Here is a 26,508-nt window from a genome sequence, read left to right on the forward strand (position 1 = left end):
CCGCATTGCTCAGCATGACGACACATATCGATCATCGCAGCACGCACGCTAAGGTTGTGACGATTCATCGGTTCCGGTTCGGCGCGCTCCCTGCTTGAATGGAGACTCGACCGACCCGACTCCAGGAGACTCCCGATGTCCGAAGTCCAGCACGCCGCCCACCCGTCTTCGCATGCTTCGCACGCCGCGCCGCGCACGGCCGCCGCCCCGCTCCAGCTTCGCCAGGTTGCCGGCCGGATCGGCGCCGAGATCGCCGGCGTCCGGCTGTCGGCCACGCTCGACGACGCGACGTTCGACGCGATCCAGGCCGCGCTGCTGCGCCACAAGGTGCTGTTCTTCCGTGGCCAGCACCATCTCGACGACACCGAGCAGGAAGCGTTCGCGCGCCGCTTCGGCGACACGGTCGCGCACCCGACCGTGCCGTCCGTCGACGGCAGCGCGCATCTGCTCGAACTCGATTCCGCGCACGGCGCCCGGGCGAATTCGTGGCACACCGACGTCACGTTCGTCGATGCGTACCCGAAGATCTCGATCCTGCGCGCGGTCGTGATTCCGCCGTTCGGCGGCGATACGGTATGGGCCAACACGGCCGCCGCGTACGCGCATCTTCCCGACCCGCTGCGCGCGCTCGCCGACACGCTGTGGGCGATCCATACGAACGCATACGACTACGCGTCGACGCACGTGCATGCCGACGACACGCAGCTGAAGCGCTACCGCGAAGTGTTCACGTCGACCGTCTACGAAACCGAGCATCCGGTCGTGCGCGTGCATCCGGAAACCGGCGAACGCACGCTCGTGCTCGGGCACTTCGTGCAGCGGCTCAAGGGGCTGTCGGCGCAGGACTCCGCGCACCTGCTGCAGGTCTTCCACGAGCACGTGACGCGCCTCGAGAACACCGTGCGCTGGAACTGGCAGGAAGGCGACGTCGCGATCTGGGACAACCGCGCGACGCAGCACTACGCGATCAACGACTACGGCGCTGCGCGCCGCGTCGTGCGCCGAGCAACCGTTCACGGCGACGTGCCGGTCGGCATCGACGGCCGCCGGAGCGTCGTGCTGAAGGGGCCGGGCGCGACGCTGCAATAACGTCCGCGTACCGCGGCGGCGCCGTTCCGTGCGCGCCGCCGCGCGTTCCCCGCCATTCGCCACCGGACACACCACCATGAACCTCCCGCCGCCGGACCGACGCTTGCACCCGCAACGATGTCGGCAATCCGCCCCGTTCACTTCCGCCAGGAGCGTCGCATGAGCGCCCTACCCGAACCCGCCGCCCAGCCGGTCGACGTGATCCCGCTGTCCGCCCATATCGGCGCGGAAATACGCGGCGTCGACCTCACGCAACCGTTGACCACACCGCAGATCGCGGCCATCCGCACCGCGCTGCTGAAATGGCGCGTCATTTTCTTCCGCGAACAATTCCTCACGCACGACCAGCACGTCGCGTTCTCCGCGCAGTTCGGCGAGCCGACGGTCGGCCATCCGGTGTTCGGGCATGTCGACGGCCATCCGGCCGTCTATTCGATCGCGAAGCACCGCAAGGCGACGCGCTTCGAAGGCGAACCGGTGCGCCGGCCGTGGACGGGCTGGCACACCGACGTGACGGCCGCCGTGAACCCGCCGTGGGCGTCGATCCTGCGCGGCGTGACGATCCCGCCGTACGGCGGCGACACGCACTGGACCAATCTCGTACGCGCGTATGAAACGCTGTCCGAGCCGCTGCGCGGTTTCGTCGACGGCTTGCGCGGCATCCACCGCTTCACGCCGCCGGCCGGTGCGCGCGCCACCGGCGCGTTCGACGACGCGGTCGAACGCCGCCCGCTCGTGACCGAACATCCGCTCGTGCGCGTGCATCCGGAGACCGGCGAACGTGCGCTGTACGTGAGCCCGAGCTTCCTGAAATCGATCGTCGGGCTGACGCCGCGCGAGAGCCAGGCGCTGCTCGAACTGCTGTGGGAACATGTGACGCGGCCGGAATTCACGATCCGCTTCAAATGGGAACCGCGCAGCATCGCGTTCTGGGACAACCGCGCGACCGCGCACCTCGCGCCGGTCGACATCTTCGATCTCGACTTCGACCGCCAGCTCTACCGTACGACGCTCACCGGCGACGTGCCGGTCGGCCCCGACGGCCGGCCATCGGTCGCACTCGAAGGCTCGCCGGTCGAAACGGCGGCGGCCGTCGCGCTCAACTGATCGCAACCGGCACCGGCGCGCGCGAGCGCGCCGGCCCTTCGTCCATCGATCTCCGTCAATCCAGCCACACGCCGTCGAACCGGTGCCCCCCGAGCGGCGAGAACGTCAGCCCGTGTACACGTTTCGACACCGGCAGCGACACGATCGACGTCGCGATCGGCGTGAACGGCACCTGGTCCTTGAACACCACCTGCGCCTGTTCGTACAGCGCCGTGCGCTTCGCGACGTCCGCATTCGAGCGCGCCGCGCTCACCAGCTTTTCGAAATCCTGATTGCACCACTTCGCGAGGTTGCTGCCGTGCACCGCGTCGCAGCCGAGCAGCGTGCCGAGCCAGTTGTCGGGGTCGCCGTTGTCGCCCGACCAGCCGTACAGGATCGCGTCGTGCTGCCCGTCGTGCTTCGCGCGGCGGTTGTATTCGCCCCACTCGTAGCTGACGATCTTCGCGCGCACGCCGATCTTCGCCCAGTCCTGCTGGATCAGTTGCGCCATCAGCTGCGCATTCGGGTTGTACGGGCGCTGCACCGGCATCGCCCACAGCGTCAGGTCGAAGCCGTTCGGGAAACCGGCCTGCGCGAGCAGCGCCTTCGCGGCGGCCGGATCGCGCGGCGCATCCTTCAGGCGCGGGTTGTACGACCATTGTGCGGGCGGCATCGGGTTCGTCGCGATCTTCGCGTCGCCGTTGAAGACGGTCTTCACGATCGCCGTCTTGTCGATCGCGATGTCGAGCGCGCGCCGCACGTCGACGCGATCGAGCGGCGCATGCTGCGTGTTGTACGCGACGAAACCGACGTTGAAGCCCGTTCCCGAGAACAGCTCCAGCTTCGGGTCGCGCCGCACCGTGTCGAGATCGGCCGGCCGCGGGAACGCCGATACCTGGCATTCGCCGGCCACCAGCTTCTGCAGGCGCGCGGCCGGATCGGGCGTGATCGCGAACACGAGCCGTGCGAGCTTCACGTCGCCCGGCTTCCAGTAGTCGGGGTTCGCTTCGTAGCGGATCAGCGCATCCTTCTGATACGTGCGCAGCAGGAACGGCCCGGTGCCGACCGGGAACTGGTTGATGTCGGCCTCGCGATGGCGCGCCGCGAGCTGCGACGCGTATTCGGCCGACAGCACCGACGCGAACGCCATCGCGAGGTTGCGCACGAACACGACGTCGGGCGTCTTCAGCTCGAAGCGCACCGTGTAGTCGTCGACCTTCTCGATGCGCTCGACGTTGCGGTCGAAGCCGAGATCGCTGAAGTACGGGAAGCTGACCGGGTAAGCCTTGCGGAATGGATCGTCGGGATCGAGCATCCGGCGGAACGTAAACACGACGTCGTCGGCCTGGAACGGCCGCGTCGGCTTGAACCATGCAGTCGTCTGGAATTTCACGCCATGCCGCAGGTGGAACGTGATCGCGCGCTGATCGGGCGACACGTCCCAGCTCGTCGCGAGTGACGGTTCGAGATCGAGCCTGCCGCGCCTGAACTGCACGAGCCCGTTGTAGATCGTGTACGTGCTCGCGTCGAAATCGGTGCTCGTCGTGTGCTGGCCCGGATCGAAGCCGGCCGGGCTGCCTTCGCTGCAGTATACGAGCGTCTTGCCGGCCGGCGCGGCGAGCGCCTGCGTGGCCGCGCCGGCGAGCAGCAGCGACGCGGCCACGCAACGAAGTGCGACAACGGCATGCGGTGCACGACGTGCGCGGCGCGCGGCTGACGAAACGAAAGAATGCTTCATGGTGGCGGAAAGAAGGAATGAGTCATGCGAATGACGACGGCCGATCTTCGCGCGCCTCCCGCCGATCGCTTACCAATTAATTCGGCGTTGCTTATCGCCGCGGGTGCATCCCGCTGTCCGTGCATGAATATGTCCGCGCAAGCGCCGGGACATCGCCCGGCAGCCTTGCCTCGCCACCGCCTTCCGGCCCCCTGCAGATTCTCCGGAATTGGCGCATCGTATCGGCTGGCAAACGCCGGCAGAGGCGCGCCGGGATCCGCCCGGCGACGCCACGCCGCCAGTTCCTGGAGGACCCACGATGTCGATCAGCTCCGATACGCCCTCTCGTCCCGTGAAGTCGCCGGGCCCCGATCATCCGATCGCGATCGAGCCGCATCCGTGGCGCGTGGTGGTCTCGGTGGCCGGCAAGGTCGTCGCCGATACGCGTCGCGCGCTGGCGCTGCGCGAGGCCAGCTATCCGGCCGTGCTCTACATCCCGCGCGAAGACGCCGACATGTCGCTGCTGCGACGCACCGACCACGCGACATACTGCCCGTACAAGGGCGACTGCACGTACTACTCGATCCCGGCCGGCGGCGCACGCGCGACCAACGCGGTGTGGACCTACGAGCATCCGTATCCGGCCGTCGAAGCGATTCGCGGGCACCTCGCGTTCTATCCGGACCGCGTCGATTCGATCGAGGAAAGCGCCGCCGACGCAGCCTGAGCGCGGCTGATTTGCATATGCGCATTCATTGGTTGGCCGCCGGCCCGCGCGGCCGTATCGTCCTGAATCCGGCGCGGGCCGGCCCGTTGCGAGCAGCGCCCGCATCCGGCCCCGTCCTGCGCCGGCCGCGCCGCCTTTGCGCGCGCCCCGTGAACCCGCACGCAGGACACCCCGATGAGCGACACACCGCACGCAGACGTTGAAACGACCCCGGCGAACCCGCGCCGCCGCCAATGGCTGCACGGCGCGGCCGCCGGGCTTGCCGGACTCGCGCTCGGGCCGCTCGCGACCCTGCCCGCACGGGCCCAGGACAACGGCACGCGGCTGCGCATCGGGTTCCAGAAATACGGCAACTTCGTCGTGCTGAAGGCCCGCGGCACGCTCGAGAAGCGCCTCGCGAGCCAGGGCGTCGCGGTGCAATGGCTCGAATTCCCGGCCGGCCCGCAACTGCTCGAAGGGCTGAACGCCGGCGCGATCGACGTCGGCACGGTCGGCGAAACGCCGCCGATCTTCGCGCAGGCGGCCGGCGTCGATTTCGTCTATATCGGCAACGAGCCGCCCGCGCCGCAGGGCGAAGCGATCGTCGTGCTGCCCGATTCGCCGATCCGCAGCGTCGCGCAGTTGCGCGGCAAGAAGGTCGCGTTCAACAAGGGCTCGAACGTCCACTACCTGCTCGTGAAGGCGCTCGAACACGCGGGCCTCGCGTATGCGGACATCCAGCCGATCTACCTGACGCCCGCCGACGCGCGCGCCGCGTTCGTGCAGCGCAGCGTCGATGCGTGGGTGATCTGGGATCCGTATCTGGCGGCCGCCGAACGGCAGCTCGGCGCGCGCGTCATCGCGAACGGCGAAGGGCTCGTGCGCAACACGCAGTACTACCTCGCCGCGCGCAAGTACGCAGCCGCTCACCCGCAGGTGCTGCGCGCGCTGCTCGACGAAGTCGACGCGGTCGATCGCTGGGCGCGCGACCACACGCCCGACGTCGCCGCGCAACTGTCACCGCTCGTCGGCCTCGACGCGCCGACGCTCGAAGTCGCGCTCAAGCGCGCCGGCTACGGCGTGCAACCGATCACCGACGCGACGGTCGCGTATCAGCAGAACATCGCCGACACGTTCAGCACGCTGAAGCTGATTCCGGGCAAGCTGACGGTCGCCAACGCGCGCTGATGCGCTGCCGAAGCACGACGCGACGCGACTCGTTATGGGGCAAGCGCTGCGCCGATGCGCCGCCATTCGTCGTAGTCGATGACGAGGCCGGCTTCGTCGATCGCGATATCGGCCGCATAGGTGCCGCTCTCGTAGCGATACACGTGTGGCGCCGTATGCGTATAACGCTGCTCGCCGCGCACGATGGCGAAATCCGGAAAGCGCAGCCATGCGGTATGGATCGTCGCGGCGTCGCCGACGGCCAGCGCCAACCGCCGGATCGGCAGCGTATTGGTCGACGGGCTGAAACCGAGGTCGATGTCGGTCGCGCCCGCGAGCAGCGGCGCGTCGACGCCGTCGATCGTCCAGCGCCCGCCGTCGCATCCGAGGTCCAGCCGTTGCGGCGGCGACGTGCCGAGCCAGCGTGTCACGCGCGCCGAGCGCGTGAGCCAGTCGGCACCGCATGCGATCGCATAGTCGATGCGAAACGGCGTGCCGTCGATCGCGCCCGATACCGAACCCGACAGATCGATTCCCGCTCGCGTCTCCGCGAGCCGGCACCATTCGGCCGCCTGCCACGTCTGCACGATCTGCCATGCGACGCATCGCGTGCGCACCGCTTCATCCTGTTGCGTCATGTCGCCGTCTCCTGTCGGTCGCGCGAAAGCCGATTTTCGCTCATCGCGTCGATGAACACACGCGGCTTCGGCAACCGACCTCCGGCGATACGGATTGCGCCCGCCCTCACGCCTGCAACGACTTCCCCGGCTCCTTCACGTGCGCGTCGACTTCCATCTGGTAGAAGCGCGCGCTGACGAACCCGAACAGCGTCCAGCCCAGGAACACGCACAGGCCGCCGAGCATCAGCGCCTGCTCGCCCGAGCTGAACAGCGCATAGAAGCTGTACGCGGTCGCGACCATCGCGATCACGTTCGTCACCAGCGCCTTGGCCGGCGGCACCTTCGCGACCTTCTGGATCGTGATCAGCGCGGCCATCGACATCACGTACGGCACGAGGTTCGTGACGACCGCGAGATCGACGATCTTCTGGAACTGGCTGCTCAGCTCCGGGCTGATCGTCATCAGCGCCAGCGCGACCTGCGCGACGAGCAGGATCACCATGCCGACGATCGGCGTGCCGGTGCGCGTCGCACGCGCGAACACCGGCAGGAAGTAGCCGACGTCCGCCGAGCTCTTGAACACCTGCGCGACCGTGAACTGCCAGCCGAGCAGCGAGCCGATGCACGCGATCACCATCAGCGCGGTGACGATCGTACCGACCGTCGGCGTGAACATCGTCGCGAACGCGATGCCGAACGGCGCGTTCGACTTCGCGAGGATCGCGTTCGGCACGATCCCCGCGATCACGTTGGTCGATACGATGTAGAAGATCGCCGATGCGATCGTGCCGCCGAGCACGGCGATCGGCACGTTGCGCTCCGGGTTCTCCACCGCATCCGAGTTCGCGCATGCCGATTCGAGCCCGAGGAACGCCCACAGCGTCACCGCGATCGAACTGCCGACGGCCGGCCCGAACGGCATGTCGTGCGGATTCCACGCAGCGCCCCAGGTCGCGCCGCTGAACCAGAACCAGCCGATCAGCGACACGATGACGACCGGAATGATCACGCCCCATACGGTCACCGCACCGATCCGGCCGGTGATGCGCGAGCCGCCGAAGTTCGCGACCGTCGTGAACACGAGCAGGAAGATCGTCCACAGGCCCGTCTGCAGCGGCGACAGCGTCGCGCCGAACAGCACGGTGCCGTAGCCGACCGCCGTGACGCCGATCGCGACGTTGGCGATCACGAGCGACAGCCCGTACGTGTAGTTCGCCATGTAGTTGCCGGCCTTGCCGAACGCGTATTCCGCGTAGCCGCCCATCCCGCCCGGCTTGCGGCTCAACATCCCGCAGCGCGCGAACGCATAGGCCAGCGCGAGCGAGCCGCCGGCCGTGACGATCCACGACAGCAGCGAGATCGTGCCGACCTGCGCGAGCTTCGACGGCAGCAGGATGATGCCGGAGCCCATCATGTTGACCGCCGTGAGGATGGTGAGCTGCCAGACGTTCATCCGGTTCTTCGCCGCGGCCGCCGGGGCCGCGGCGGACATGCGTGCTGCGTTTTCCATGATCTCGATCCTTCGATGTGATGCCGCCGCGCGGCCGGTCGCTCGTGCGTCCGGCCTCTCGTTCAGGCCGTCAGGCAGTACACGCGATACGTGCCGTCCTCGACTTCCACGCCGTGCGTATCGTGCGCGAAGCCCGGAAAGCGACGGTCGTACGCTTCGAGCGCCTTCAGGTAGCCGAGCACCGGGCCGCCGGCCGGCCCCGCGTTCTCGCCCGGCATCAGCAGCGGAATGCCCGGCGGATACGGCACGACGCCGGTAGCGACCGTGCGCCCGGCCAGCTCGTCGAGCGTGACCTGCTCGACGCGGCCCTGCACGAGATGCTCGTACGCGCGCACCGGGCTCATCTCCGGCTTCGGCAGGATCGAAAACGCCTCCGACATCAGCCGCGTCGTGCCGAGCTGCTCCATCGCCGCGAACATCGTGTCGGCCAGGTCCTTCAGCCCCATGCCCGCATAGCGCGCGCCGTGTTCCTTCGCGAGCGACGGAATCGCCATGTCGAGCGGCAGGTTCGCGTCGTAGTCGCGCTTGAAGTCGCACAGCGCGCTGACGAGCGAGCCCCACTTGCCCTTCGTGATGCCGATCGAGAACAGGAACAGGATCGTGAAGTCGGTCGTCTTCTCGACGACGATCCCGCGCGCATCGAGATAGGCGGTGACGACGCTCGCCGGAATGCCGACCGGCATCAGGCCGCCGGCCGGCGCGACGCCCGGCGTGACGATCGATACCTTGATCGGATCGAGCATGCAGTAGCCGTCCTCGATATTGCCGAAGCCGTGCCATTGCGCGCCGGGGCGCAGCACCCAGCACGACGGATCGCTCGCGAGCAGCTCGGGCGGCGCTTCATGGAACGGCAGCGTGCGGCCCGTGCGTGCCTCGAGCACGGTGTCGGGTTGCCAGCATTCGAAGAACCAGTCGCCCTTCGCGTCGAACTCGTTGTTCATCCGCGCGATCATCTGCCGGAATGCGACGGCCTCCTCGATCGACTCGTGCGTCAGCGCTTCGCCGCCGGGGCCGTCCATCATCGCGGCCGCGACGTCGTTCGACGCGATGATCGCGTAGTTCGGCGACGTCGACGCGTGCATCATGAACGTTTCGTTAAACTGACCATGCGGAATCGGGCTGCGGCCGTCGCGCACGTGGATGTACGACGCTTGCGACAGCGCGGTCAGCAGCTTGTGCGTCGACTGCGTCGCGAACACCGTGGGCCGGTCCGCACGATGGTCGCGCGGATCGCCGTGCATCGCATGGCGGTCGCGGTAGATCGGATTGAAGCGCGCGTAGCCGTACCACGCTTCGTCGAAGTGCAGGCGGTCGACGCTCGCGCCGAGCAGTTCTTCGACGCGCGTGACGTTGTAGCAGAGGCCGTCGTAAGTCGAGTTCGTGACGATCGCGTGCTTCGGCTGGCGATCGGCGAGCCCGGCCGCGAGCGGGTTCGATGCGATCGCCTCGCGGATCGCCGCCTGCGTGAGACGCTCGGACGCGATCGGCCCGATGATCCCGTAGCGGTTGCGCGTCGGTACCAGGTAAGTCGGAATCGCGCCCGACATCGTCATCGCATGCTCGGCCGACTTGTGGCAGTTGCGGTCGCACAGCGCGATCTGGTCGCGGCTCACGCTCGCCATCAGGATAATGCGGTTCGACGTCGACGAACCGTTCGTCACGTGATACGTGCGATGCGCGCCGAACACGCGTGCCGCGTAGCGCTCGCTTTCGCCGATCGGGCCCGAGTGGTCGAGCAGCGAGCCGAGTTCGCCGACCGAGATCGACAGGTCGGAGCGGAACAGCGATTCGCCGAAGTATTCGAAGAACGCGCGGCCGACCGGCGACTTCAGGAAGCCCGTGCCGCCCGTGTGGCCGGGCGTATGCCACGAGTATTCGTAGACGCGAGAGAACTTCGCGAGCGCGCCGAACATCGGCGGCAGCACGGTCGAGCGATAGCGTTCGATCGCCGCGTGGATGCGCCCGCCGATGAAATCGGCCGTATCCTCGAGCAGCCACACGAAATCGTCGACCTGGCCCATGACCGCGGACGGCACCGACGACGCGACGCTGCGGTCGGCCAGCAGGAAGATCGGCACGTTGGCGTTGCGATGCCGGATCGCTTCGACCACCGCCTCGGACGGCCCGTGGCCGTCCACGCCGAGATCCCAGTCGAGCAGCACGCACTGGATCGACGGATCGGAACGGATCAGCATGATCGCATCGTCGGCGGATGTCGCCGTGAGCACGTCGATGTCGCGTTGCGCGAGTTCCGCGCTCAGTGTGCGGACCGCGCGTCCGGTCGCCGTTTCCTGCGTGATTTCGTCGTCGACCAGCAGCGCACGCATGCCGAGACGACGAATGCCGCCGGCGGATGTATTCATGATGTTGCCCTCGCTGTTCCGATGCTTCGTTGGTGTTGTTCGTCTCACGAGCACGCGGACAGCAGGCCACGGTTGGCGACATGAGACGCTCGTCATTCCGGTTTGATTCGCCATCCGATTCGGATGCCGACTATGCCATGGATGCCTTTCGATGAAAAGCCGACGATTCGGCGAAACCGTCGATCCCTTTCAAATCGGATTTCATAATTGGATCATTTTTATGTGCCCCGCAGCACGCCAATTCCCGCTTGTTTGATCCTTCTCATCTTTCAATGAAATTGCCGTTTCCGGTCGATTGAATTCGCCGGATTTTGTTGCTACGATCGGCTGCGTCGCGCACTGACCGGCGGCAGCCGTGCCTCGCTGCGCAAAGCTGCTTCCTCGGCGCGCATCGGCATTCAGCATTCGCGGAAGCGTTTCAATCGGCTGCAGCGCGTGTCGAATTACGTATCGGCACGAATTCGGCTCCCGTTTCCGCACATTTACCGGAGAGTTCGCGTGAGCCTGTTGAAAATCGCAGTCGAGCCGGCGCTGATTGGCGCCTTTCTCACCACGCACGAACAGGTCGACGTATTTCAGACCGATTTCACGAATATCGCGGCAATCGTCGTCGGAATCGATGCGGCGCAAAAAATCCTGAAAACGGTCGAAAGAACCGGCTTCGCGATCCCGTTCTTCGTCGCGGTCGAGCCCGACCAGGAAGTGCCGCCGTCGGTCCTGCCGAGCGCGAGCGGCGTGATCCAGCTCGGGCGCGGCAGCCGCCACTATTACGGCCGGCAGATTTCAGCCGCCGCCGATATCTACAGCGAGAACCTGCTGCCGCCGTTCTTCAAGGTCATGCGCGAATACGTGCAGCGCGGCTACGTCGAGTTCGACTGCCCCGGCCACCAGGGCGGCCAGTTCTTCTCGAATCATCCGCTCGGCCGGATGTTCGTCGACTTCTTCGGCGAGACGCTGTTTCGCGCCGACCTCTGCAACGCGGACGTCCGGCTCGGCGATCTGCTGATCCACGAAGGCCCCGCGCTGGAAGCGCAGCGCAATGCCGCGCGAATCTACAACGCCGACAAGACCTGGTTCGTGCTGAACGGCACGTCGACGTCGAACAAGGTCGTCACGAGCGCGCTGCTCGCGCCCGACGATCTCGTGCTGTTCGATCGCAACAACCACAAGTCGGTGCACCTCGGCGCGCTCGTGGTGTCCGGCGCGCGGCCCGTCTACCTCGAAACCGCGCGCAACGCGTGGGGCCTCATCGGCGGCGTCGACAGCGCGGCGCTCGGCGAAGCGCGCATTCGCGACGCGATCCGCGACGTCGCACCCGAGCGCGCCGACCTACCGCGCCCGTTCCGGCTCGCGGTGATCCAGCTCGGCACCTACGACGGCACGATCTACAACGCACGCGAGATCGTCGACCGGATCGGGCATCTGTGCGACTACATCCTGTTCGACTCTGCGTGGGTCGGCTACGAACAGTTCATCCCGATGATGCAGGACTGCTCGCCGCTGATGCTGACGCTCGGCCCCGACGATCCCGGCATCTTCGTCACGCAATCGGTGCACAAGCAGCAGGCCGGCTTCTCGCAGACGTCACAGATCCACAAGAAGGACAGCCACATCGAAGGCCAGAAGCGTTTCTGCGATCATCGGCGCTTCAACAACGCGTACATGATCCATGCGTCGACGAGCCCGTTCTACCCGATGTTCGCGGCACTCGACGTCAACGCGCAGATGCATGCGGGCCCGGCCGGCAAACGACTGTGGCGCGACTGCGTCGCGCACGGCGTCGATGCACGCAAGCTGCTGCTGAAAACCTGCCGCCAGATCCGCCCATTCGTTCCGCAGCAGGTCGACGGGCGCCCGTGGGCCGACTACCCGACCGAGCAGATCGTCGACGACCTGCGCTTCTTCCGCTTCCATCCGGCCGACACGTGGCACGGCTTCGAAGGCTATGCGAACGACCAGTACTTCGTCGATCCGTGCAAGCTGCTGCTGACGACGCCCGGCATCGATCGCGACACGCACGAGTACGCGCCGTTCGGCGCGCCGGCGCCGATCCTCGCGCGCTACCTGCGCGAGCACGGCGTCGTGCCCGAGAAGGCCGACCTGTACACGATCCTGTTCCTGCTCACGCCGTCGGAAAGCTTCGGCAAGCTGCAGCATCTGGTCGCGCACCTCGCGCAGTTCGAACGCCATCTCGACCAGGACACGCCGCTGCGCGAAGCGATCCCGTCGTTGTGCGAAGCGTATCCGGAGCTGTACGGCAGCATGCGCCTGCGGCAGTTGTGCCAGCGCATGCACGATTTCTACCGCAGCCACGACATGAAGCATCTGCAGAAGCAGATGTTCCGGCGCGCGCAGTTCCCGAAGCAGGCGATGCTGCCGCAGGCCGCGAATGCCGAGCTGATCCGCAACAACGTCGAGCTCGTCACGCTCGATCGCATCGAAGGCCGGATCGCGACCGAAGGTGCGCTGCCCTATCCGCCCGGCATCTTCTGCGTGGTGCCCGGCGAAGCGTGGGGCGGCCCGGCGCTCGACTACTTCCGCGCGCTCGAAGCCGGGATCAACGCGCTGCCGGGTTTTGAGCCGGAGATTCAGGGCGTCTACCTGCAGACGAAACCGGACGGCACGAAGCAGGCATCGGCGTACGTGGTGGCCGACCACCCGCGCGCGTCGCTGGCCTGACCGCGCAGCCCGCTTGCCGCGTCACCACGCCTGCCGATAGATCGCCAGCGCGTCGGCCTCGGTCACCTCGCGCGGATTGTTCACGAGCAGGCGCGTCTGCAGCATCGCGTCCGACGCCATCCTCGGCAGGTCGCCCTCGCCGATGCCGACTTCGCGCAGCGTGCGCGGGATGCCCGTCGCGACGATCAGCCGGTCGATCTCCGCGATCAGCGTATGCGTTCTCGCTTCGTCGCTGCCCGTCGCCGACGGCGCGACGATCGCCGCGAGTTCCGCATACAGCGGCGCGGCAGCCGGCGCGTTGAAGCGCAGCACGTGCGGCAGCACGAGCGCATTCGACAGCCCGTGCGGCACGTGGAAGATCCCGCCGACCGGATAGGCCAGCGCATGCACGGCCGCGACCGGCGCATTCGCGAACGCCTGCCCGGCGAACATCGCGCCGACCAGCATCGACTCGCGCGCGTGCCGGTTGCGGCCGTCGTCGCACGCCGCGAGCAGGTTGCGCGACAACAGCGTCAGCGCGTGCACGGCCAGCATGTCGGACACCGGATTCTTCAGCCGCGCGGACGTATAGGCTTCGATCGCATGCACCATCGCGTCGATGCCCGTCGCGGCCGTCGCCGCACGCGGCAGGCCGAGCGTCAGCTCGGCATCGAGGATCGCGACGTCCGCGAACAGGTGCGGCGACACGACGCCCATCTTGCGCGCCTCGCCGACCGTGACGATCGATACGGCCGTCACTTCGGAGCCCGTGCCGGCCGTCGTCGGCATCTGCACGAGCGGCAGCCGCGCGCTCGCGACCTTGTCGACGCCGTACATGTCGGCCAGCGCCTGCTGCCCCGGTGCAAGCACCGCGATCAGCTTCGCGACGTCCATCGACGATCCGCCGCCCAGGCCAAGCACGATCTCGGCATCGGCCGCGACGGCCCGACTGGTCGCTTCGAGCACCACGTGCTCGGGCGGATCGGCGATCACGTCGTCGATCACGGTGACCTGCCAGCCGTGCGCGGCAAGGCTCTCCAGCGCGGGCGCAAGTACGCCGCTGCGATGCAGGAACGCGTCGGTGACGACGCACAGCCGCACGAGCGCCGGAAAGCGTTCGCGCAACAACGCGCCGAGCCGGCACGCGGCGCCGAATTCGACGATCTGCGTCGGAACGGTACGGAATTGAAACGGGTTCATCGAATGCCTCCCGGTGGCGTCGCCGTGCCGGTGTCCGGCTGCACCATGTAGCGCGACACGTCGCGGCGATCGAGCAACGGAATGATCGCCCCGACGCCGATGCGCTGGAAATGCGGCGTTTCCCGATGCACGTCGAGCCCGTCCGCGTCGCGGTAACGCTCGAGGATCACGATGTGGTCGGGATCTTCCGGTGACCGGAAATACGCATAGTCGAGATTCTTCGGCTCGGCGCGGGTCGCGGGCGCGAGCTCCGCGAGCAGCTCGATCACGCGGTCGCCGTTGCCCGGCTTCGCGTAAAAATGTGCGATGACCTGCAGGTAAGGTTCATTCATGCGGGGCTCCGTGTTCGACAAACGCCCGTCGCGACGGGGGCGCACGCAATCCGCTGCGAACCGGAGGGATTCAAACGCGATGGCGCGACACCGTGTCACTGACTCGTCGTCGCATTGTATTGAATCGGCAATACCTTCGCAGCGCCGTGGCCGAACTGCGAAAAACATGTCGAATCTCGCTGCATATTCACGAAGCGTCGGTTCGTAACCATCCGCCCGCCGATACGCCGGCGACTACCACGGCACCGTCCGCCCCAGATAGTCGAGGTATTCGAGCCCGGGGCGCCCCCGCTTCGCGATCAGCATGTCGACGAGGCTCGGCACGCTCTCGTCGATGGTCAGGCGTGCATCGGGCCCGCCCAGCTCCGTACGGACCCAGCCGGGCGCCATCAGCGCCAGCGCGCGTGGCGTGTCGGCCTGGCGCGCCGCGAAGCTGCGCATGAACTGGTTCAGCGCGGCCTTGCTGCCGCGATAGACCTCGCGCATCCCGCTGACGTTGTTCGCGACGCTGCCCTGCCCCGACGACATCGCGCCGATCAATCCGTCGGCGGTCACGAGATCCTTCAACGCCTCGATCACGCGCATCGGTGCAAGCGCATTCGTAATCATCACGCGCACGAATTCGTCGGTCGTCACTTCGCCGATCGTTTCGTTCGGGTCGTTGGTCGTCCCCGCATTCACGAACAGCACGTCGAAGCGCCTGCCCGACAGGCGCTCGCGCAGCGCCGCCAGTTGCGCCGGCTCGCAGATGTCGAGCGTATCGATCCCGAGCCGGCCGTCGAAGCGGTCCGCCAGGTCGTGCAGCTTCGTGCGTCCCGATCCTTCACGCACGGTGCCCGTTACGTTCCAGCCCTTGTTCAGGAATTGCTCCGCCATCGCAAGCCCGAGGCCGCGCGAAGCCGCGACGAGCAGGATCGAGGGTGCGTTCGGGTTCGATACGGTCGATTGCATGGTTGCCGCCTTTGCCGGGTTTCACGATGCGCCTACTATAGGCGCGCACCGGACCATGCACCAGACGCACCGAATGCAATCAATAGTTGCATCGAACGCCATGCCAGACCACGCAGTGGCGTATCCTGTCCGCATGGAAGACATCGACCTGAATCTCGTTACGGCGCTCGACGCGCTGCTGTCGGAAAGCAGCGTGACGGGCGCGGCGCGCCGGCTTGGCCTGAGCACGTCCGCCATGAGCCGCACGCTCACACGGCTGCGGCTCTCCACCGGCGACCCGTTGCTCGTGCGCGCCGGGCGCAAGCTCGTGCCGACGCCGCACGCGGCCGCATTGCGCGACCGCGTGCATGCGATCGCGAGCGACGCGCGCGCCGTGCTGCGGCCGGCGACGGCCGACGTGGACATGGCGACGCTCGCATCCACGTTCACCATTCGCGCGTCGGCGTCGTTCATGGAAATGCTGTCCGGCCCGGTGGTCGCCGCGATCGGCGAAGTCGCGCCGCACGTGCGCATCCGCTTCGTGCCCAAGCCCGACCGCGATCCGCAAGCGCTGCGCGACGGCACCGTCGATCTGGAAATCGGCAAGCGCGGCGACGACGCGCCCGAGCTGCACACACGCATGCTCGGTCACGACTGGCACGTCGCGGTGGCGCGCGCCGGACATCCGCTGTTCGCGTCGGCCAGGATCACGCCCGCACGCTATGCGGCCTGCCGTCACGTGATCGCATCGCAGCTCGGCGATTTCGGCGGACCGGCCGACGACTCGACCGACCGATCCGGCCCGGGCCAGACCGTGCACGTCGTCGTCCCCGGCTACCCCGATGCGATGCGTGTTGCGGCCAGCACCGACCTGATCGCGCTGGTGCCGCGCTCGAGCCTCGGCAACGCGTTCTCGCCGGGGCTCGCGGAAGCCCTCGGGCTGCGCAGCTTCGAGATCCCGGTCCGCCTGCCCGCGATCCTCGTCGCCGCGCTATGGCATCCGCGCAATCACGGCGATCCCGTCCATCGTCGCCTGCGCAACGCGGTGATTGCGGTCTGCCAGCGCGCGTATCCGGATTCCCGCGCGCCACGCACACCGGCACGCGGCGCGGGAACACGCACGGCCGGCTGACGCCGAGCGCGTACCCGACGCCCGCCCCGGCGGCGCCGGCGGGCCCTTCGGCTAAAATGCCGCACTTTCCACCTTGTCCGGCCCGCTCGCCATGCAACCCGCCTCCCACGCCCAACCCGCCTCCCACGGCACAGACGCCGCAGAATCGGCCCGCGACCTCGTCTACGGCCCGAACGACCGGCCGGCGCCGATGGTCGCCTTCGTCGCCGCGCTGCAGCACCTGCTGGCGATCATCGTGCCGATCGTCACGCCCGGCTTGTTGATCTGCCAGGCGCTCGGCGTATCCAGCCGCGATACGACCCTGATCGTATCGATGTCGCTGGTGATTTCCGGCATCGCCACCTTCGTCCAGTGCAAGCGCTTCGGCCCGCTGGGCGCCGGCCTGCTGATCGTCCAGGGCACCAGCTTCAACTTCGTCGGCCCGCTGATCGCGGGCGGCAGCCTGATGGTCAAGCAGGGCACGCCGGTCGAGACCGTGATGGCCGCGATCTTCGGCGTCGTGATTGCCGGTTCGTTCGTCGAGATGAGCGTGTCGCGCATCCTGCCGTTCGTGAAGCGCCTGATCACGCCGCTCGTCACCGGCATCGTCGTGCTGCTGATCGGCCTCACGCTGATCAAGGTCGGCCTCGTCAGCATGGGCGGCGGCTTTGGCGCGATGGCAAAGGGCACGTTCGCGAGCGCGGAGAACCTTACGCTGTCCGGCCTCGTGCTCGGCACGATCATCCTGCTGAACCGCGTGCCGATCGTCTGGGTGCGCAGTACCGCGCTCGTCATCGCGCTCGCGATCGGCTATCTCGCGGCTGCGTTCCTCGGCCGCCTCGACTTCACCGGCATGCAGCAGGCCGCGCTGTTCCAGGTTCCGACGCCGCTGCACTTCGGCATCGGCTTCTCGTGGTCGCTGTTCGTGCCGATGCTGATCATCTACCTCGTCACGTCGCTCGAAGCGATCGGCGACGTCACCGCCACCAGCAAGATCTCGAACGAGCCGGTCGAGGGGCCGGTGTGGATGCAACGAATCAAGGGCGGCGTGCTCGTCAACGGCGCGAACTCGCTGCTGGCCGGCGTGTTCAATACGTTCCCGAGCTCCGTGTTCGCGCAGAACAACGGCGTGATCCAGATCACCGGCGTCGCGAGCCGCCATGTCGGCATCTGGATCGCGGGCATGTTGGTGGTGCTCGGCCTGTTCCCGGTCGTCGCCGGCGTGCTGCAGGCCGTGCCGGAGCCCGTGCTCGGCGGCGCGGCGATGGTGATGTTCGGCGCGGTGGCCGCATCGGGCATCAACATTCTCGCGGGCGTCCAGCTCGACCGCCGCGCGCTGCTGATCATCGCGGTGTCGCTGGCGCTCGGCCTCGGCGTGTCGCAGGTGCCGGACATTCTGAACAGCCTGCCGCACGCGCTGAAGAACGTGCTGGAATCGGGCGTCGCAACGGGCGGCATCTGCGCGCTCGTGATGAACTGGTTCCTGCCGGAAAAGAAGTAAGGACGGAATGCGCGGCAACCGCGCGGTGTTTCAGGCACCGCGTCGGCCGGCCCGCACGCCGGTTCAACCCGACCGCGCCAGACAGCCGCGGCCTCGCACCAGAGGCAATCCGCGTCGCCCGAAATAAGATGGCCACCCGAAGGGCGACGCGCGTATGATGAACTCATCCGGGCATTCTTGAGCCGTTCGACTGCTCGCCCTCCATCTCCCCTCTTGCTGCATCGCGCTCACGTTCGCACGCAGCGTTACGCCTTTCGCCCCACCCCGTCGCGCCACACTGGCGATACTGGCCGGACGCGTTCGTCCCCGCGATTCGTCGCGACCGAACGTTCAGAAGCTCGTCATGAGCGTGCGTCTTTATCGTGGGTTCGAATTTTGCCCGCTCATTTGTCCCCATGTGCCGGCGCAGAACGGCCGCCCGCATGATGACGACGCCGGCTTCGTCACAGTGGTCGAGATTTTACGTGCGGGCACTGACGACAACATCGCTCGAAACTGGCCCGCACGGCGGCTTTTCGAGTGAAATCAAACGCGCTCGCCGTGCAGCAAGCCAAGAAGTGAACCATAACCGGGAGTCGAAAAACATGAGCTGGTACTGCGATGTGGAGCGCGAACTGGCTCATATCAGGGGAGCGATCGGACTGCTCGAGCAAACACACGACGCCTTCACCAACCGATCGCCAGTGAGCGATCCGGCGTATTGGCGAGTCAAGCTCGACACACTCCGGACACGATTTGAGCGCAATAAGGTACTTGAATACCAGATCACCGAGCTTTCCGCTCGCCTCGATCGAATCCGGGATCCGAACTTCCGCAAATAAGAATTTGCCACGCACGTCCGAGAATTCGGTTGCACATCAATTCGGGACCCAACACATCTTGAATACCGGATTGCAGGCTGCAGAACAGCTCGGCGAACGCAGTATCCGCGGCGGCGGTCGTCGCGCGAGTCGCCTTGACCCGGCCTCACTCGCGAGTCGGTTCGTCATCCATATCGTTTTTCCGGCATGCACCCCGGGAAGCAGCCAAACCGGGCTCATGCCGGACTTCGGAGCAACATCATGACTGACGCCAACCCAAACAGCACCTTCCGGCACCTTCCACTGACACCCGAACAGGATGCGGAAATCCGGCACTACATCAGGAAGAAAGAACAACGGGGCGAACCATGGGACACCCCGGAACTGGCGACGATGCTCAAGGACATGCTCGATCCTCCCGTCAATGACGACGAGGAGCCCGACGCCGACGTCGAGGAAACGAAGCTGGCCTGCGAGTATGCATTGGCCTCGATCGACGAGGCCATGGAACCTGTTTCCGCGAGTGAGGAACGAAACGCGGCAATGGAAGCCGAGGAGATGAAACACCCCAGGCGGTAGCGCGCCTCCAGATCCGAAACTCGAACCGAAGCTGCGCCGTCGTCCTGATCTTCATCGCCTTTGTGTCGCCCTTCCGTATCGTTGCCGCTTGCAAAAGGTGGAACGAATGCGTCGGGCACGATCCTGACGCCGCAAGCTGCATCGACACCGGGCCCGAAGACGGGCGATGTCGCGCAAAGCCCGGTCGAAGCGAGCGAACTCCGTGGACTCGCCCCAGGCAAGCTTTGCCTTCAACCTGGACCGGCCGGCCATCCTTCCACCCGCTTTGTCGCGTATGCAACCGCATCGTCACGCGCCTCGAAGCCGGCCAGATCGCCGCTGGCGTGCGCTTGTCCCTGACGGCGGATGCGATCGCGGATTCCTTCCGATCCGATCGCAGGCATGACACCTGCATCGAGTGCGTTTCGCCATCCTGACCGAATCCCTTCCGAGCAAACCACGGCAGTGCACGACCTGTGCAGACGACCGTTCAGAAGAAGTTCAGTGCGCCCATAGCTGGCCACGCCGCTCGATCGAGGCCACAACGATATTCAATACATGACGGACGACGTCCTCATCCGTCATACCCGCATCAAGGTACTGGCGGACCTTCATGATCTGCGGCTGATGAGAACCGTCATCGTTGTCCATCACGAAAATACTGGCCGTCGCGGTGTCGGTCATCAGGGCTACCTGAATGGTCTTGCCGCAAACGATCGTTTGCATGCTTAGGGTAGTCATCGCCGTGTCCGGTCTGGTTATTGGGGGCTCAAGTATGCGCCCCTATACCCGGGCGAATCCTCCTGTAAGCGCTCCATTTCCAGCCGGTTCACGGGTTATTCGCTCGCTGCGAGCAGCTTCGACTTATCGGTGCAATTTCGGTGCCGATCGCTCGGGTTTGTTTTGCATCTCGGATTCAACCCGCCGGTTCCCGGTGCTCGCACAAGTCACTCTGGACATAACCGGTTTCCGTATGATCGAGCGGTTCCGGCAGATGCCGCCTTGGCACCGTGATCAACGCTGGCTAGAATCTCGCCAGTGTCCATGCACCCGAGCCCATGAGTTCTCCCCAACCGACCGAAGTACCCGTTAAAGAACGGGCGACGATCGTCTGCTACCGCGACGGCCAAGTCTTGCTCGTCGCGCGCGCGTCGTCGCGCTGGGCCCTTCCGGGCGGCACGATCAAGCGTGGGGAAACGCCGCTCGAAGCCGCGCATCGCGAGTTATGCGAAGAAACCGGCATAACCGGCCAGCATCTCGTTTACTCGATGCAGTTCACCGGACTCGCGAAGGCACATCACGTGTTCTTCACCGAAGTCGGCCCGAACCAGACGCCGCAAGCGAACAACGAGATCGAGAAATGCAGGTGGTTTCCCGTCGACGGCGTCGACGACCTACGCGCGAGCATCCCGACGAAGCGAATCGTCGAACTCGTCTATAACCACGAAATCCGCAAGTCGTAGCCCGCACGAATCCCGTGCGGCTCGTGCGCATAGAGGACAAGCGCATTCCCGAGCCGTCGCCGGCCCGAGTCGTTTTTCGCGAATCACAGCGGCCGCACGACCGCTCAATGCGCGCGCTTTCTTCGTAACTCGTGCGTGGAATAAACGACGAGGAAGATGCCCAGCATCGCGGCACCGGACGCCATGAAGTCGTTTGCGGTTCCCGAGCTGTGCAGGGACGTCGGGAAGATGCCGAGACTCAGTCCTGCGGCGGCAAGAAGCAATCCTGCAGCCACACCCCAGATCGGTCCGGCGGTCTTTTCGATTTTATTTTTCATGCAGCACCCGTCTACAGTCATTACCTGGCCGGTATCGGCAAAAGGCGCCGCGCCTACCTCCAGTGGTTCCACTATAGCCGGGAAATAATTCGCAAACTTTCAGTGCTTTTCCCGATCAAGTTTGCTCGGTTACGGCCGCTGTGCAGTGCCGGCCCGCGGCGCAAGTGCGCGCCGTCAAGCACGCCGATTCGCAGGAAAACGGGATGGCGGAAGGCAGCCGACTCCAACCATCGGCCGCGGAGACCCGCCAGGTAAGACTCCCGCAATTGCAGATGGCCTCCTACCTACGATCCTACCCATATCGGGTTCGGTGGCAATCCTATATCGGCCGCAACGCCCTGATGGCAATGGGACGCCGAGCAGTTTTCCGCCAAAATGCCCCAAAAGCTGCCCTCACGGCGTCGGTTGCGTTCAGGACGCGCCCTACAGGCCGCTACGATGCTGGCATGTGGTCCGACGAGAGAGTTATGTAAATCAATCACAGTCAGAATTATCCTGCAAACCTGCGTGATGGATTTCGGTCGGATGACGTCACTTTCGCACGGATTCTCGTTCCCCCGTCGATGGGCAGCACCCCGATGAAGTCGTCGATTGACTAATTTTTCCACAAGGAGATACCTTCAGACTCATGGCTACTTATCTCGAACTCAAAGCGCAGGCAGAAGCTCTGGCACAGCAAGCGGAGGAAGCCCGGCTCGCCGAACTGGACAGCATCATCGCGACGATGCGTGAACAGATCGCCGAGTATGGCATCACGCCCGAGCAGATTTTTGGGCGACGTCGTGCAGTTGCCACCAGCACGCGGGCGCAGATTGCCCCGAAATACCGAGATCCTAAGACCGGGGCAACCTGGAGCGGCCGCGGCAAAGCACCTCAATGGATTGCGAACGCAAAGAACCGCGATAGGTTTTTGATCGAACAGTGAATCCGACAAGCGGTTGAGCACGATGCCGTCCTCGTTCCCCACAGGAAATACTGGGCGACGTGTCGTGAGCCGACATCTTTGTTGCCGCGGCAAACGGGCATGGCGACATATTTCCGCGTGCAGCGGTGACCGTAAAAGATGGATGTGCTACGTTGACCCGTGATGGCGTCGAAGTCTGGAACTGCAGCGCGCGCTACGCTGCTGCGCACTTCAACGTTCAGTCCGCTTGGATGGATCTGCCGATGAGCCAGCGTGTTCAGATTACGCCGGGCGTCGTGTTCTCCGCCGATGTACTTGGTGCCGAGTGGGCACGCAAGTATCAACAGTTCGTCGGGGGAGAAGTGCTAAGCGGGAATGCCCCGTCCGCGGTTCGGCGGGGACGCCCTCAGCGGCGTCGCTGCGCGCTCGCGAAGCGCACGCTCAATCGCCCGTTCGCCGGCCCGCTGTATCTGGGCGTCTGGCCGCTCGTCGCACGCGGCCGGCGACGCGCGTTCGGTACGCCGGCGCGGACCGGCGGGCACCGGCACCGGCATCGGCAGCAGACGGCACCCGGCGAGTATCGCTGCGTGCGGATCGGCATGCGCACGGTTTAGTGCGCGCATGCCACGGCTATCTGCATCTCGATAACATCGTCCGCTGGCGCAACCGGATCCTGATGTTGAACTGCAAGACTGAATCCCGTCAGCGAGAAAGGCCGAGGGGAACAAGACATTGCGGCGCCGGGCCGACGAGATCCTCGCTCGGCTCGAACGGCTTTGAGCGCAGCATCGCGTGACGTCTGCTGCACATCCCCGCATTACCATGCGAAGTCCGCTCGCTGCGACACATTCAGCGCCTTCGGCAAAACAACACGCACGACGGTCCCCGTCCCGGCGGCACTATCGATTTCAATCTCCGCCCCAAGCGCTCTCGCTCGCTCTTGCATTCCGAGCAAACCATAGGTAGTTCGCTGAGATTGGGTCTTCATTTCGAAACCTTGGCCATTGTCCGCAATCGACAGTTCGTATGCGGCGCCAAGATCAGCCATTCGCAGTTCGACGTGGGTGGCATTGGCGTGGCGCATGATGTTGGTCAGGGCCTCCTGGGCCACTCGAAACACCGCGGTCGCACGCGGCTCGTCGAGCGCCGGCTCTTCGCCGATGAGCAGAAAGCGGCACGTCATCAGTTCGTGACGCGAGAACTCCGCAGCGAGCCACTCGAGCGCGGATGCCAGACCGTAATTGAGTGCTGCCGGCCGAAGATGGCTCGCAACATCGCGCACAATCCGTACAGTCTTGTCGACGAGGCTAGCCATCTCGACAATCTTCTGTGCTTGCTGCTCCGAAACAGGCGCAATTCTCCCGAGCAGGCCGAGGTTGATTTTCAGTGCGGTCAGCATCTGGCCCAACTCGTCGTGAATCGTCAATGCAATCTGCTTGCGCTCTTCTTCCCGAATCGATTCCATGTACTCCGCCAATTCCCGCAGCCGCTTTTTCGAAGCCCGGAGGTTGGCTTCGGCTCGCCGTCGCTCGGACACTTCGCCGGCCAGGCGCTCGCGATGCATTAGCAGCCGCTGATGCGCACGTCGCCGCTCGGTAATGTTCGAGATCATGCCTTCCAGAAATTCGACGGATCCCGACGAGTTCACGACTGCTCGTGCATTCAGTTCTACCCATATCCGCTCGCCATGCAGCTTGCGTAGTTCCATCTCGCATGCGACGACGCCATTATGCGCACTCGCATTCGCAAAAAGTTCGCTAATTTGCTCCGCGGAAAACAAGCGTCTCTGTGCGTATCCTCCCAGGCTTGCTTGCTTCAGTTGATCTGCGGACGGGTAATCGAACAAACGGACCATTGCGGGATTCACGTCCAGGAGCTGGCCGTCGCGATCCAGCCGGAATATCCCTTCGCTTGAGTTCTCGAAAATGCGCCGATACTTTGTTTCACTCGCACGTAACGAGTTTATCGTCGCACCTACGTTGCGAACCATGATATCCACACGCGCCGCAAACATGGCGAGTTGCCCCCTTGTCCCGACGGAGCCCGTGACACTCAAATCACCCAATGCAATCCGGTCCACCTTGCGGGACAATCGGTCGATGGGCCTCCGCACCATCCATTTCAGCAGATACAGTGTGACGATATGCAACCCAGCGAGCAGGACGAAAAAGGTTGTAAGCAGTATCGTCTGAGCGTGCCGAATCTCGGCTCTCACGATGTCGGTCGACATCACGACTTTGATAGAGCCCAGGCGCTCAGGATCCGCGCCGTCCGGACCTGCACGATATATCCCGGCAACCCGGACGATCTCGCCCATCGGACGAGTGGACGGATGTGGCTTTACCGATGAGATGACGCCACCCTGGACCGTCGTGACCGTGAACTCGTCGACTTCGGGATTGCCAGCAAGAGAATTGATCAGCGCGTCGATGGACGGCTTGTCGCCGTTACGTAGCAAGGGGGCGATTGCCAGACTCAGGAAATCGCTGATACGTGCCGTCCTGCTTTCCAGCTCGGCAAAGTGAATTTCCTCTTCGTGCTGCGTCAGTGCGTATCCACCGATTCCGCCGACAACAAGCATCATCGCAAACAGCCCCAACATCAGCCGGCCATGCAATCCGAGCCGCCGAAGCGGGTATACCAGCCATTTGATGCAAGACGTCATGCCAACTTCTTCACGTGGTCCAGTAGACGGTCGATGCCAAACTCGTCGGGGGTGCGACGAACATCGCAGCACCAGAAAAAAGGCCGAAATCCGAATCGGCCGGGCCATTGAACAGCAGCTCGCAAAAGTGCGCCGCGCGCCCGAAAGAGATCAGCGTCGACGTGTTGCAGATAACGCTCCCGACGCTGCGATGCACCACCCCTTGTCCGTCATCGTACAACAATTCAAGGCTCCTCTGAACCGCTTCTACGTCCTCTGCCCTGAATCGCGGTAGCAATGGTCGCGATCGTGCTGCCGCGCGGCGGGGCTGCGCTGCAATTGAGCAGCGAAACGCGGCGACCGCGAAATCCAACCGGCTGAGCGTGCCGTTCGTCTCAACGGAGATACCGATGGACCGGGGGCTCTGCCCCCAATTCATAGAACCGTGAAACGACTAGCTCCGACACGAGCTGCCGCACTGGCAACCCGCCTTCGTGGCCGAGGCAAAATCGCCACATGCCAATACCTGAGGCCTTGCTGCCAATTTTTTCTCAAACAATTATAATCGCGCCAATTTTTCAATATTACGAAGTAGATGCGTCGTAACGCACCCGATTGGTGCGAGACGCCACGTATGTCTGCAGCCACTTACCTCCGAGTGGGTACGCCTTATGATCCGCACCTTTATCGTCGACGACCATACCCTCGTCCGCGCCGGCATCACGCAAATCCTTTCCACGACGCCTGACATCGCTGTGGTGGCGGAAGCCGGAGATGGCGACGAGGCGCTCGCACTGCTGCGGACTCAGCCATTTGACATGTTGCTACTCGACATGATGTTGCCCGGAGCGTCAGGCGTCGAATTGATCCTGTCGATCCGTCACGAATATCCTGCACTGCCGATCCTGGTGCTGAGCGTTCATGACGACAGCCAGACAGTCACTCGTGCATTGCGCGCCGGTGCGTCTGGCTACTTGGCAAAGACCAGCGAGCCTCACATACTGATTTCAGCAATTCGCCGGCTCGCCAGCGGCGGACGCTTCATCGACCCGCAGCTCGTCGAAACACTTATCTTTGACGCGCCTCAAGCGCTACCGGCTGGCAGGGAATTGCTATCGGCTCGCGAACAGCAAGTGCTGGAGCGTCTTGCCGCAGGCTGCACCATAAACGAAATTGCCGCCGAGTTTTCCCTCAGCGCTAAAACCATCAGCACACATAAAATGAGACTCATGCAGAAGCTTGGCATCGACAATAATGCCGACCTGATTCGATATGCGATAGAAAACAATGTTCGCGCCAGCCAATTTATCTGACTTGGAAATATATTTCAAATTGATATACTCCAATACAAAATAAACTAAATTTCGGCCGAATGGCGGGGTTCGGCCACGCCCGAATTAATTCCGGCATCAGGAACATACATATGTTCGGCTTCAGCCAGATACGATTTGATATGTCGCATCAAGGTCGCACGGTGCACATTGAAGCGTTTTGCAACCTGTGACGGGGAGTAGTGTCTCAACAAGTCGCGCGCCTCGATACATTGGGCGTCGCTCAGTACCTTTGGGCGCCCGATCTGGCTGCCCCGGTCGCGAGCGGCCTCCATCCCAGCACGCGTCCGCTCACTAATTAGGCCTCGCTCGAATTCGGCAATGGCCGCGAGCATATGGAAAGTAAAGCGCCCGCTCGACGAGCGCGTATCAATATATTCCGTCAGCGATACGACGCGGATCTTACGCTTGTCGAGCTGAGCCATGATGTTCGCTAGATGGCTGAGCGAGCGTCCGAGCCGATCGAGCTTCCAGACGACGAGCGTATCGCCGGTTGCCGTC

The 26,508-nt window shown here is 64.7% G+C and carries 27 protein-coding genes; 14 read left to right on the forward strand and 13 right to left on the reverse strand.

The window, feature by feature from the left end; translation table 11 throughout:
* Window positions 1-135: 135 nt before the first annotated feature.
* Both BT264_RS06885 and BT264_RS06890 read left to right on the forward strand, forming a co-directional pair.
* Window positions 136-1,089: a TauD/TfdA dioxygenase family protein gene (locus BT264_RS06885; protein ID WP_072436467.1), complete on the forward strand. Its 954-nt coding sequence runs from the start codon at window positions 136-138 to the stop codon at window positions 1,087-1,089.
* Between the two features lie 159 nt (window positions 1,090-1,248).
* Window positions 1,249-2,196, forward strand: coding sequence for a TauD/TfdA dioxygenase family protein (locus tag BT264_RS06890; protein WP_072436466.1), 948 nt, complete (start codon window positions 1,249-1,251; stop codon window positions 2,194-2,196).
* A 55-nt stretch (window positions 2,197-2,251) separates the two neighbouring features.
* Here the strand turns inward: BT264_RS06890 and BT264_RS06895 are convergent, their stop codons facing one another.
* Complete coding sequence (locus BT264_RS06895; protein ID WP_072436465.1) at window positions 2,252-3,913, reverse strand: ABC transporter substrate-binding protein; 1,662 nt, start codon at window positions 3,911-3,913, stop codon at window positions 2,252-2,254.
* A gap of 298 nt (window positions 3,914-4,211) precedes the next feature.
* Between BT264_RS06895 and BT264_RS06900 the strand changes: the two genes are divergently transcribed.
* Both BT264_RS06900 and BT264_RS06905 read left to right on the forward strand, forming a co-directional pair.
* The gene (locus BT264_RS06900) at window positions 4,212-4,619 is read left to right on the forward strand and encodes a DUF427 domain-containing protein (protein WP_072436464.1); all 408 of its coding nucleotides are present in this window, start codon (window positions 4,212-4,214) and stop codon (window positions 4,617-4,619) included.
* A gap of 174 nt (window positions 4,620-4,793) precedes the next feature.
* Window positions 4,794-5,786 (forward strand): sulfonate ABC transporter substrate-binding protein, encoded by a 993-nt coding sequence (locus tag BT264_RS06905; protein WP_072436463.1) that lies wholly within the window; start codon window positions 4,794-4,796, stop codon window positions 5,784-5,786.
* Between the two features lie 32 nt (window positions 5,787-5,818).
* Here BT264_RS06905 and BT264_RS06910 read toward each other — a convergent pair whose 3' ends face one another.
* The 4 genes from BT264_RS06910 to BT264_RS06925 form a co-directional block, all read right to left on the reverse strand.
* On the reverse strand, window positions 5,819-6,403 hold the full coding sequence (locus BT264_RS06910; RefSeq protein ID WP_072436462.1) for a putative glycolipid-binding domain-containing protein: 585 nt from the start codon (window positions 6,401-6,403) through the stop codon (window positions 5,819-5,821).
* Window positions 6,404-6,509: 106 nt separating this feature from the next.
* Entirely contained in the window at window positions 6,510-7,895 is a 1,386-nt protein-coding gene (potE, locus tag BT264_RS06915; protein WP_072436461.1) for a putrescine-ornithine antiporter, read from the reverse strand.
* 62 nt (window positions 7,896-7,957) lie between these two features.
* Window positions 7,958-10,258, reverse strand: a complete 2,301-nt coding sequence (locus tag BT264_RS06920; protein WP_072436460.1) for an Orn/Lys/Arg family decarboxylase — start codon at window positions 10,256-10,258, stop codon at window positions 7,958-7,960.
* 201 nt (window positions 10,259-10,459) lie between these two features.
* Entirely contained in the window at window positions 10,460-10,663 is a 204-nt protein-coding gene (locus tag BT264_RS06925; protein ID WP_072436459.1) for a hypothetical protein, read from the reverse strand.
* A 93-nt stretch (window positions 10,664-10,756) separates the two neighbouring features.
* On the opposite strand from BT264_RS06925, the gene BT264_RS06930 reads away from it, so the two are divergent.
* Window positions 10,757-12,937 (forward strand): ornithine decarboxylase, encoded by a 2,181-nt coding sequence (locus BT264_RS06930; RefSeq protein WP_072436458.1) that lies wholly within the window; start codon window positions 10,757-10,759, stop codon window positions 12,935-12,937.
* A 21-nt stretch (window positions 12,938-12,958) separates the two neighbouring features.
* Here BT264_RS06930 and BT264_RS06935 read toward each other — a convergent pair whose 3' ends face one another.
* From BT264_RS06935 to BT264_RS06945, 3 genes are all read right to left on the reverse strand, one after another.
* Window positions 12,959-14,116 carry an iron-containing alcohol dehydrogenase gene (locus tag BT264_RS06935; RefSeq protein WP_072436457.1) on the reverse strand — a complete coding sequence of 386 codons (1,158 nt, stop codon included), beginning with the start codon at window positions 14,114-14,116 and terminating at the stop codon, window positions 12,959-12,961.
* A complete protein-coding gene (locus BT264_RS06940; RefSeq protein WP_072436456.1) occupies window positions 14,113-14,448 on the reverse strand; it encodes a putative quinol monooxygenase in 336 nt (111 codons plus the stop codon). The genes BT264_RS06935 and BT264_RS06940 overlap by 4 nt, the downstream gene beginning before the upstream one ends.
* A 234-nt stretch (window positions 14,449-14,682) precedes the next feature.
* A complete protein-coding gene (locus BT264_RS06945) occupies window positions 14,683-15,399 on the reverse strand; it encodes an SDR family oxidoreductase (RefSeq protein WP_072436455.1) in 717 nt (238 codons plus the stop codon).
* 133 nt (window positions 15,400-15,532) lie between these two features.
* On the opposite strand from BT264_RS06945, the gene BT264_RS06950 reads away from it, so the two are divergent.
* The 5 genes from BT264_RS06950 to BT264_RS06965 all read left to right on the forward strand — a co-directional run bounded on the left by BT264_RS06950 (window position 15,533) and on the right by BT264_RS06965 (window position 19,369).
* Window positions 15,533-16,510, forward strand: a complete 978-nt coding sequence (locus tag BT264_RS06950; protein WP_072436454.1) for a LysR substrate-binding domain-containing protein — start codon at window positions 15,533-15,535, stop codon at window positions 16,508-16,510.
* Between the two features lie 91 nt (window positions 16,511-16,601).
* Window positions 16,602-17,990, forward strand: coding sequence for a uracil-xanthine permease family protein (locus BT264_RS06955; protein WP_072436453.1), 1,389 nt, complete (start codon window positions 16,602-16,604; stop codon window positions 17,988-17,990).
* A gap of 343 nt (window positions 17,991-18,333) precedes the next feature.
* Window positions 18,334-18,513: a hypothetical protein gene (locus tag BT264_RS39545; protein WP_204422642.1), complete on the forward strand. Its 180-nt coding sequence runs from the start codon at window positions 18,334-18,336 to the stop codon at window positions 18,511-18,513.
* A gap of 61 nt (window positions 18,514-18,574) precedes the next feature.
* Window positions 18,575-18,811, forward strand: a complete 237-nt coding sequence (locus BT264_RS06960) for a hypothetical protein (RefSeq protein WP_034180107.1) — start codon at window positions 18,575-18,577, stop codon at window positions 18,809-18,811.
* Between the two features lie 240 nt (window positions 18,812-19,051).
* Window positions 19,052-19,369 (forward strand): hypothetical protein, encoded by a 318-nt coding sequence (locus BT264_RS06965; RefSeq protein ID WP_072436892.1) that lies wholly within the window; start codon window positions 19,052-19,054, stop codon window positions 19,367-19,369.
* A gap of 480 nt (window positions 19,370-19,849) precedes the next feature.
* On the opposite strand, the gene BT264_RS06970 is transcribed toward BT264_RS06965, so the two are convergent.
* A complete protein-coding gene (locus BT264_RS06970) occupies window positions 19,850-20,089 on the reverse strand; it encodes a hypothetical protein (RefSeq protein WP_072436452.1) in 240 nt (79 codons plus the stop codon).
* A 317-nt stretch (window positions 20,090-20,406) separates the two neighbouring features.
* Between BT264_RS06970 and BT264_RS06975 the strand changes: the two genes are divergently transcribed.
* On the forward strand, window positions 20,407-20,811 hold the full coding sequence (locus BT264_RS06975; protein WP_072436451.1) for an NUDIX hydrolase: 405 nt from the start codon (window positions 20,407-20,409) through the stop codon (window positions 20,809-20,811).
* A gap of 104 nt (window positions 20,812-20,915) precedes the next feature.
* Here BT264_RS06975 and BT264_RS06980 read toward each other — a convergent pair whose 3' ends face one another.
* On the reverse strand, window positions 20,916-21,128 hold the full coding sequence (locus tag BT264_RS06980; RefSeq protein WP_034180109.1) for a hypothetical protein: 213 nt from the start codon (window positions 21,126-21,128) through the stop codon (window positions 20,916-20,918).
* 628 nt (window positions 21,129-21,756) lie between these two features.
* Here BT264_RS06980 and BT264_RS06985 point away from each other — a divergent pair.
* A complete protein-coding gene (locus BT264_RS06985; RefSeq protein ID WP_072436450.1) occupies window positions 21,757-22,053 on the forward strand; it encodes an H-NS histone family protein in 297 nt (98 codons plus the stop codon).
* A 152-nt stretch (window positions 22,054-22,205) separates the two neighbouring features.
* Complete coding sequence (locus tag BT264_RS40430; RefSeq protein ID WP_371287029.1) at window positions 22,206-22,646, forward strand: hypothetical protein; 441 nt, start codon at window positions 22,206-22,208, stop codon at window positions 22,644-22,646.
* Window positions 22,647-22,849: 203 nt separating this feature from the next.
* Here BT264_RS40430 and BT264_RS06995 read toward each other — a convergent pair whose 3' ends face one another.
* Together BT264_RS06995 and BT264_RS39100 are read right to left on the reverse strand one after the other, a co-directional pair.
* Window positions 22,850-24,697: a sensor histidine kinase gene (locus BT264_RS06995; protein WP_072436448.1), complete on the reverse strand. Its 1,848-nt coding sequence runs from the start codon at window positions 24,695-24,697 to the stop codon at window positions 22,850-22,852.
* A 10-nt stretch (window positions 24,698-24,707) separates the two neighbouring features.
* Window positions 24,708-24,920: a hypothetical protein gene (locus tag BT264_RS39100; protein WP_177318336.1), complete on the reverse strand. Its 213-nt coding sequence runs from the start codon at window positions 24,918-24,920 to the stop codon at window positions 24,708-24,710.
* Window positions 24,921-25,347: 427 nt separating this feature from the next.
* Between BT264_RS39100 and BT264_RS07005 the strand changes: the two genes are divergently transcribed.
* The gene (locus BT264_RS07005; protein ID WP_072436446.1) at window positions 25,348-25,989 is read left to right on the forward strand and encodes a response regulator; all 642 of its coding nucleotides are present in this window, start codon (window positions 25,348-25,350) and stop codon (window positions 25,987-25,989) included.
* Window positions 25,990-26,033: 44 nt separating this feature from the next.
* Here the strand turns inward: BT264_RS07005 and BT264_RS07010 are convergent.
* Window positions 26,034-26,508 (reverse strand): recombinase family protein (locus BT264_RS07010; protein WP_072467025.1); only part of this gene is annotated, 475 nt, incomplete at its 5' end.

The organism is Burkholderia sp. NFPP32 (genome assembly GCF_900119325.1).
Classification (GTDB): Bacteria; Pseudomonadota; Gammaproteobacteria; order Burkholderiales; family Burkholderiaceae; genus Burkholderia; species Burkholderia pyrrocinia_C.

Bases quoted from the DNA above. Each gene is read 5' to 3' on its own strand.
- BT264_RS06885 (WP_072436467.1), top strand. From the start codon at position 136: ATGTCCGAAGTCCAGCACGCCGCCCACCCGTCTTCGCATGCTTCGCAC.
- BT264_RS06890 (WP_072436466.1), top strand. From the start codon at position 1,249: ATGAGCGCCCTACCCGAACCCGCCGCCCAGCCGGTCGACGTGATCCCG.
- BT264_RS06895 (WP_072436465.1), bottom strand. From the start codon at position 3,913: ATGAAGCATTCTTTCGTTTCGTCAGCCGCGCGCCGCGCACGTCGTGCA.
- BT264_RS06900 (WP_072436464.1), top strand. From the start codon at position 4,212: ATGTCGATCAGCTCCGATACGCCCTCTCGTCCCGTGAAGTCGCCGGGC.
- BT264_RS06905 (WP_072436463.1), top strand. From the start codon at position 4,794: ATGAGCGACACACCGCACGCAGACGTTGAAACGACCCCGGCGAACCCG.
- BT264_RS06910 (WP_072436462.1), bottom strand. From the start codon at position 6,403: ATGACGCAACAGGATGAAGCGGTGCGCACGCGATGCGTCGCATGGCAG.
- potE (WP_072436461.1), bottom strand. From the start codon at position 7,895: ATGGAAAACGCAGCACGCATGTCCGCCGCGGCCCCGGCGGCCGCGGCG.
- BT264_RS06920 (WP_072436460.1), bottom strand. From the start codon at position 10,258: ATGAATACATCCGCCGGCGGCATTCGTCGTCTCGGCATGCGTGCGCTG.
- BT264_RS06925 (WP_072436459.1), bottom strand. From the start codon at position 10,663: ATGCTGAATGCCGATGCGCGCCGAGGAAGCAGCTTTGCGCAGCGAGGC.
- BT264_RS06935 (WP_072436457.1), bottom strand. From the start codon at position 14,116: ATGAACCCGTTTCAATTCCGTACCGTTCCGACGCAGATCGTCGAATTC.
- BT264_RS06940 (WP_072436456.1), bottom strand. From the start codon at position 14,448: ATGAATGAACCTTACCTGCAGGTCATCGCACATTTTTACGCGAAGCCG.
- BT264_RS06945 (WP_072436455.1), bottom strand. From the start codon at position 15,399: ATGCAATCGACCGTATCGAACCCGAACGCACCCTCGATCCTGCTCGTC.
- BT264_RS06950 (WP_072436454.1), top strand. From the start codon at position 15,533: ATGGAAGACATCGACCTGAATCTCGTTACGGCGCTCGACGCGCTGCTG.
- BT264_RS06955 (WP_072436453.1), top strand. From the start codon at position 16,602: ATGCAACCCGCCTCCCACGCCCAACCCGCCTCCCACGGCACAGACGCC.
- BT264_RS39545 (WP_204422642.1), top strand. From the start codon at position 18,334: ATGAGCGTGCGTCTTTATCGTGGGTTCGAATTTTGCCCGCTCATTTGT.
- BT264_RS06960 (WP_034180107.1), top strand. From the start codon at position 18,575: ATGAGCTGGTACTGCGATGTGGAGCGCGAACTGGCTCATATCAGGGGA.
- BT264_RS06965 (WP_072436892.1), top strand. From the start codon at position 19,052: ATGACTGACGCCAACCCAAACAGCACCTTCCGGCACCTTCCACTGACA.
- BT264_RS06970 (WP_072436452.1), bottom strand. From the start codon at position 20,089: ATGACTACCCTAAGCATGCAAACGATCGTTTGCGGCAAGACCATTCAG.
- BT264_RS06975 (WP_072436451.1), top strand. From the start codon at position 20,407: ATGAGTTCTCCCCAACCGACCGAAGTACCCGTTAAAGAACGGGCGACG.
- BT264_RS06980 (WP_034180109.1), bottom strand. From the start codon at position 21,128: ATGAAAAATAAAATCGAAAAGACCGCCGGACCGATCTGGGGTGTGGCT.
- BT264_RS06985 (WP_072436450.1), top strand. From the start codon at position 21,757: ATGGCTACTTATCTCGAACTCAAAGCGCAGGCAGAAGCTCTGGCACAG.
- BT264_RS06995 (WP_072436448.1), bottom strand. From the start codon at position 24,697: ATGACGTCTTGCATCAAATGGCTGGTATACCCGCTTCGGCGGCTCGGA.
- BT264_RS07005 (WP_072436446.1), top strand. From the start codon at position 25,348: ATGATCCGCACCTTTATCGTCGACGACCATACCCTCGTCCGCGCCGGC.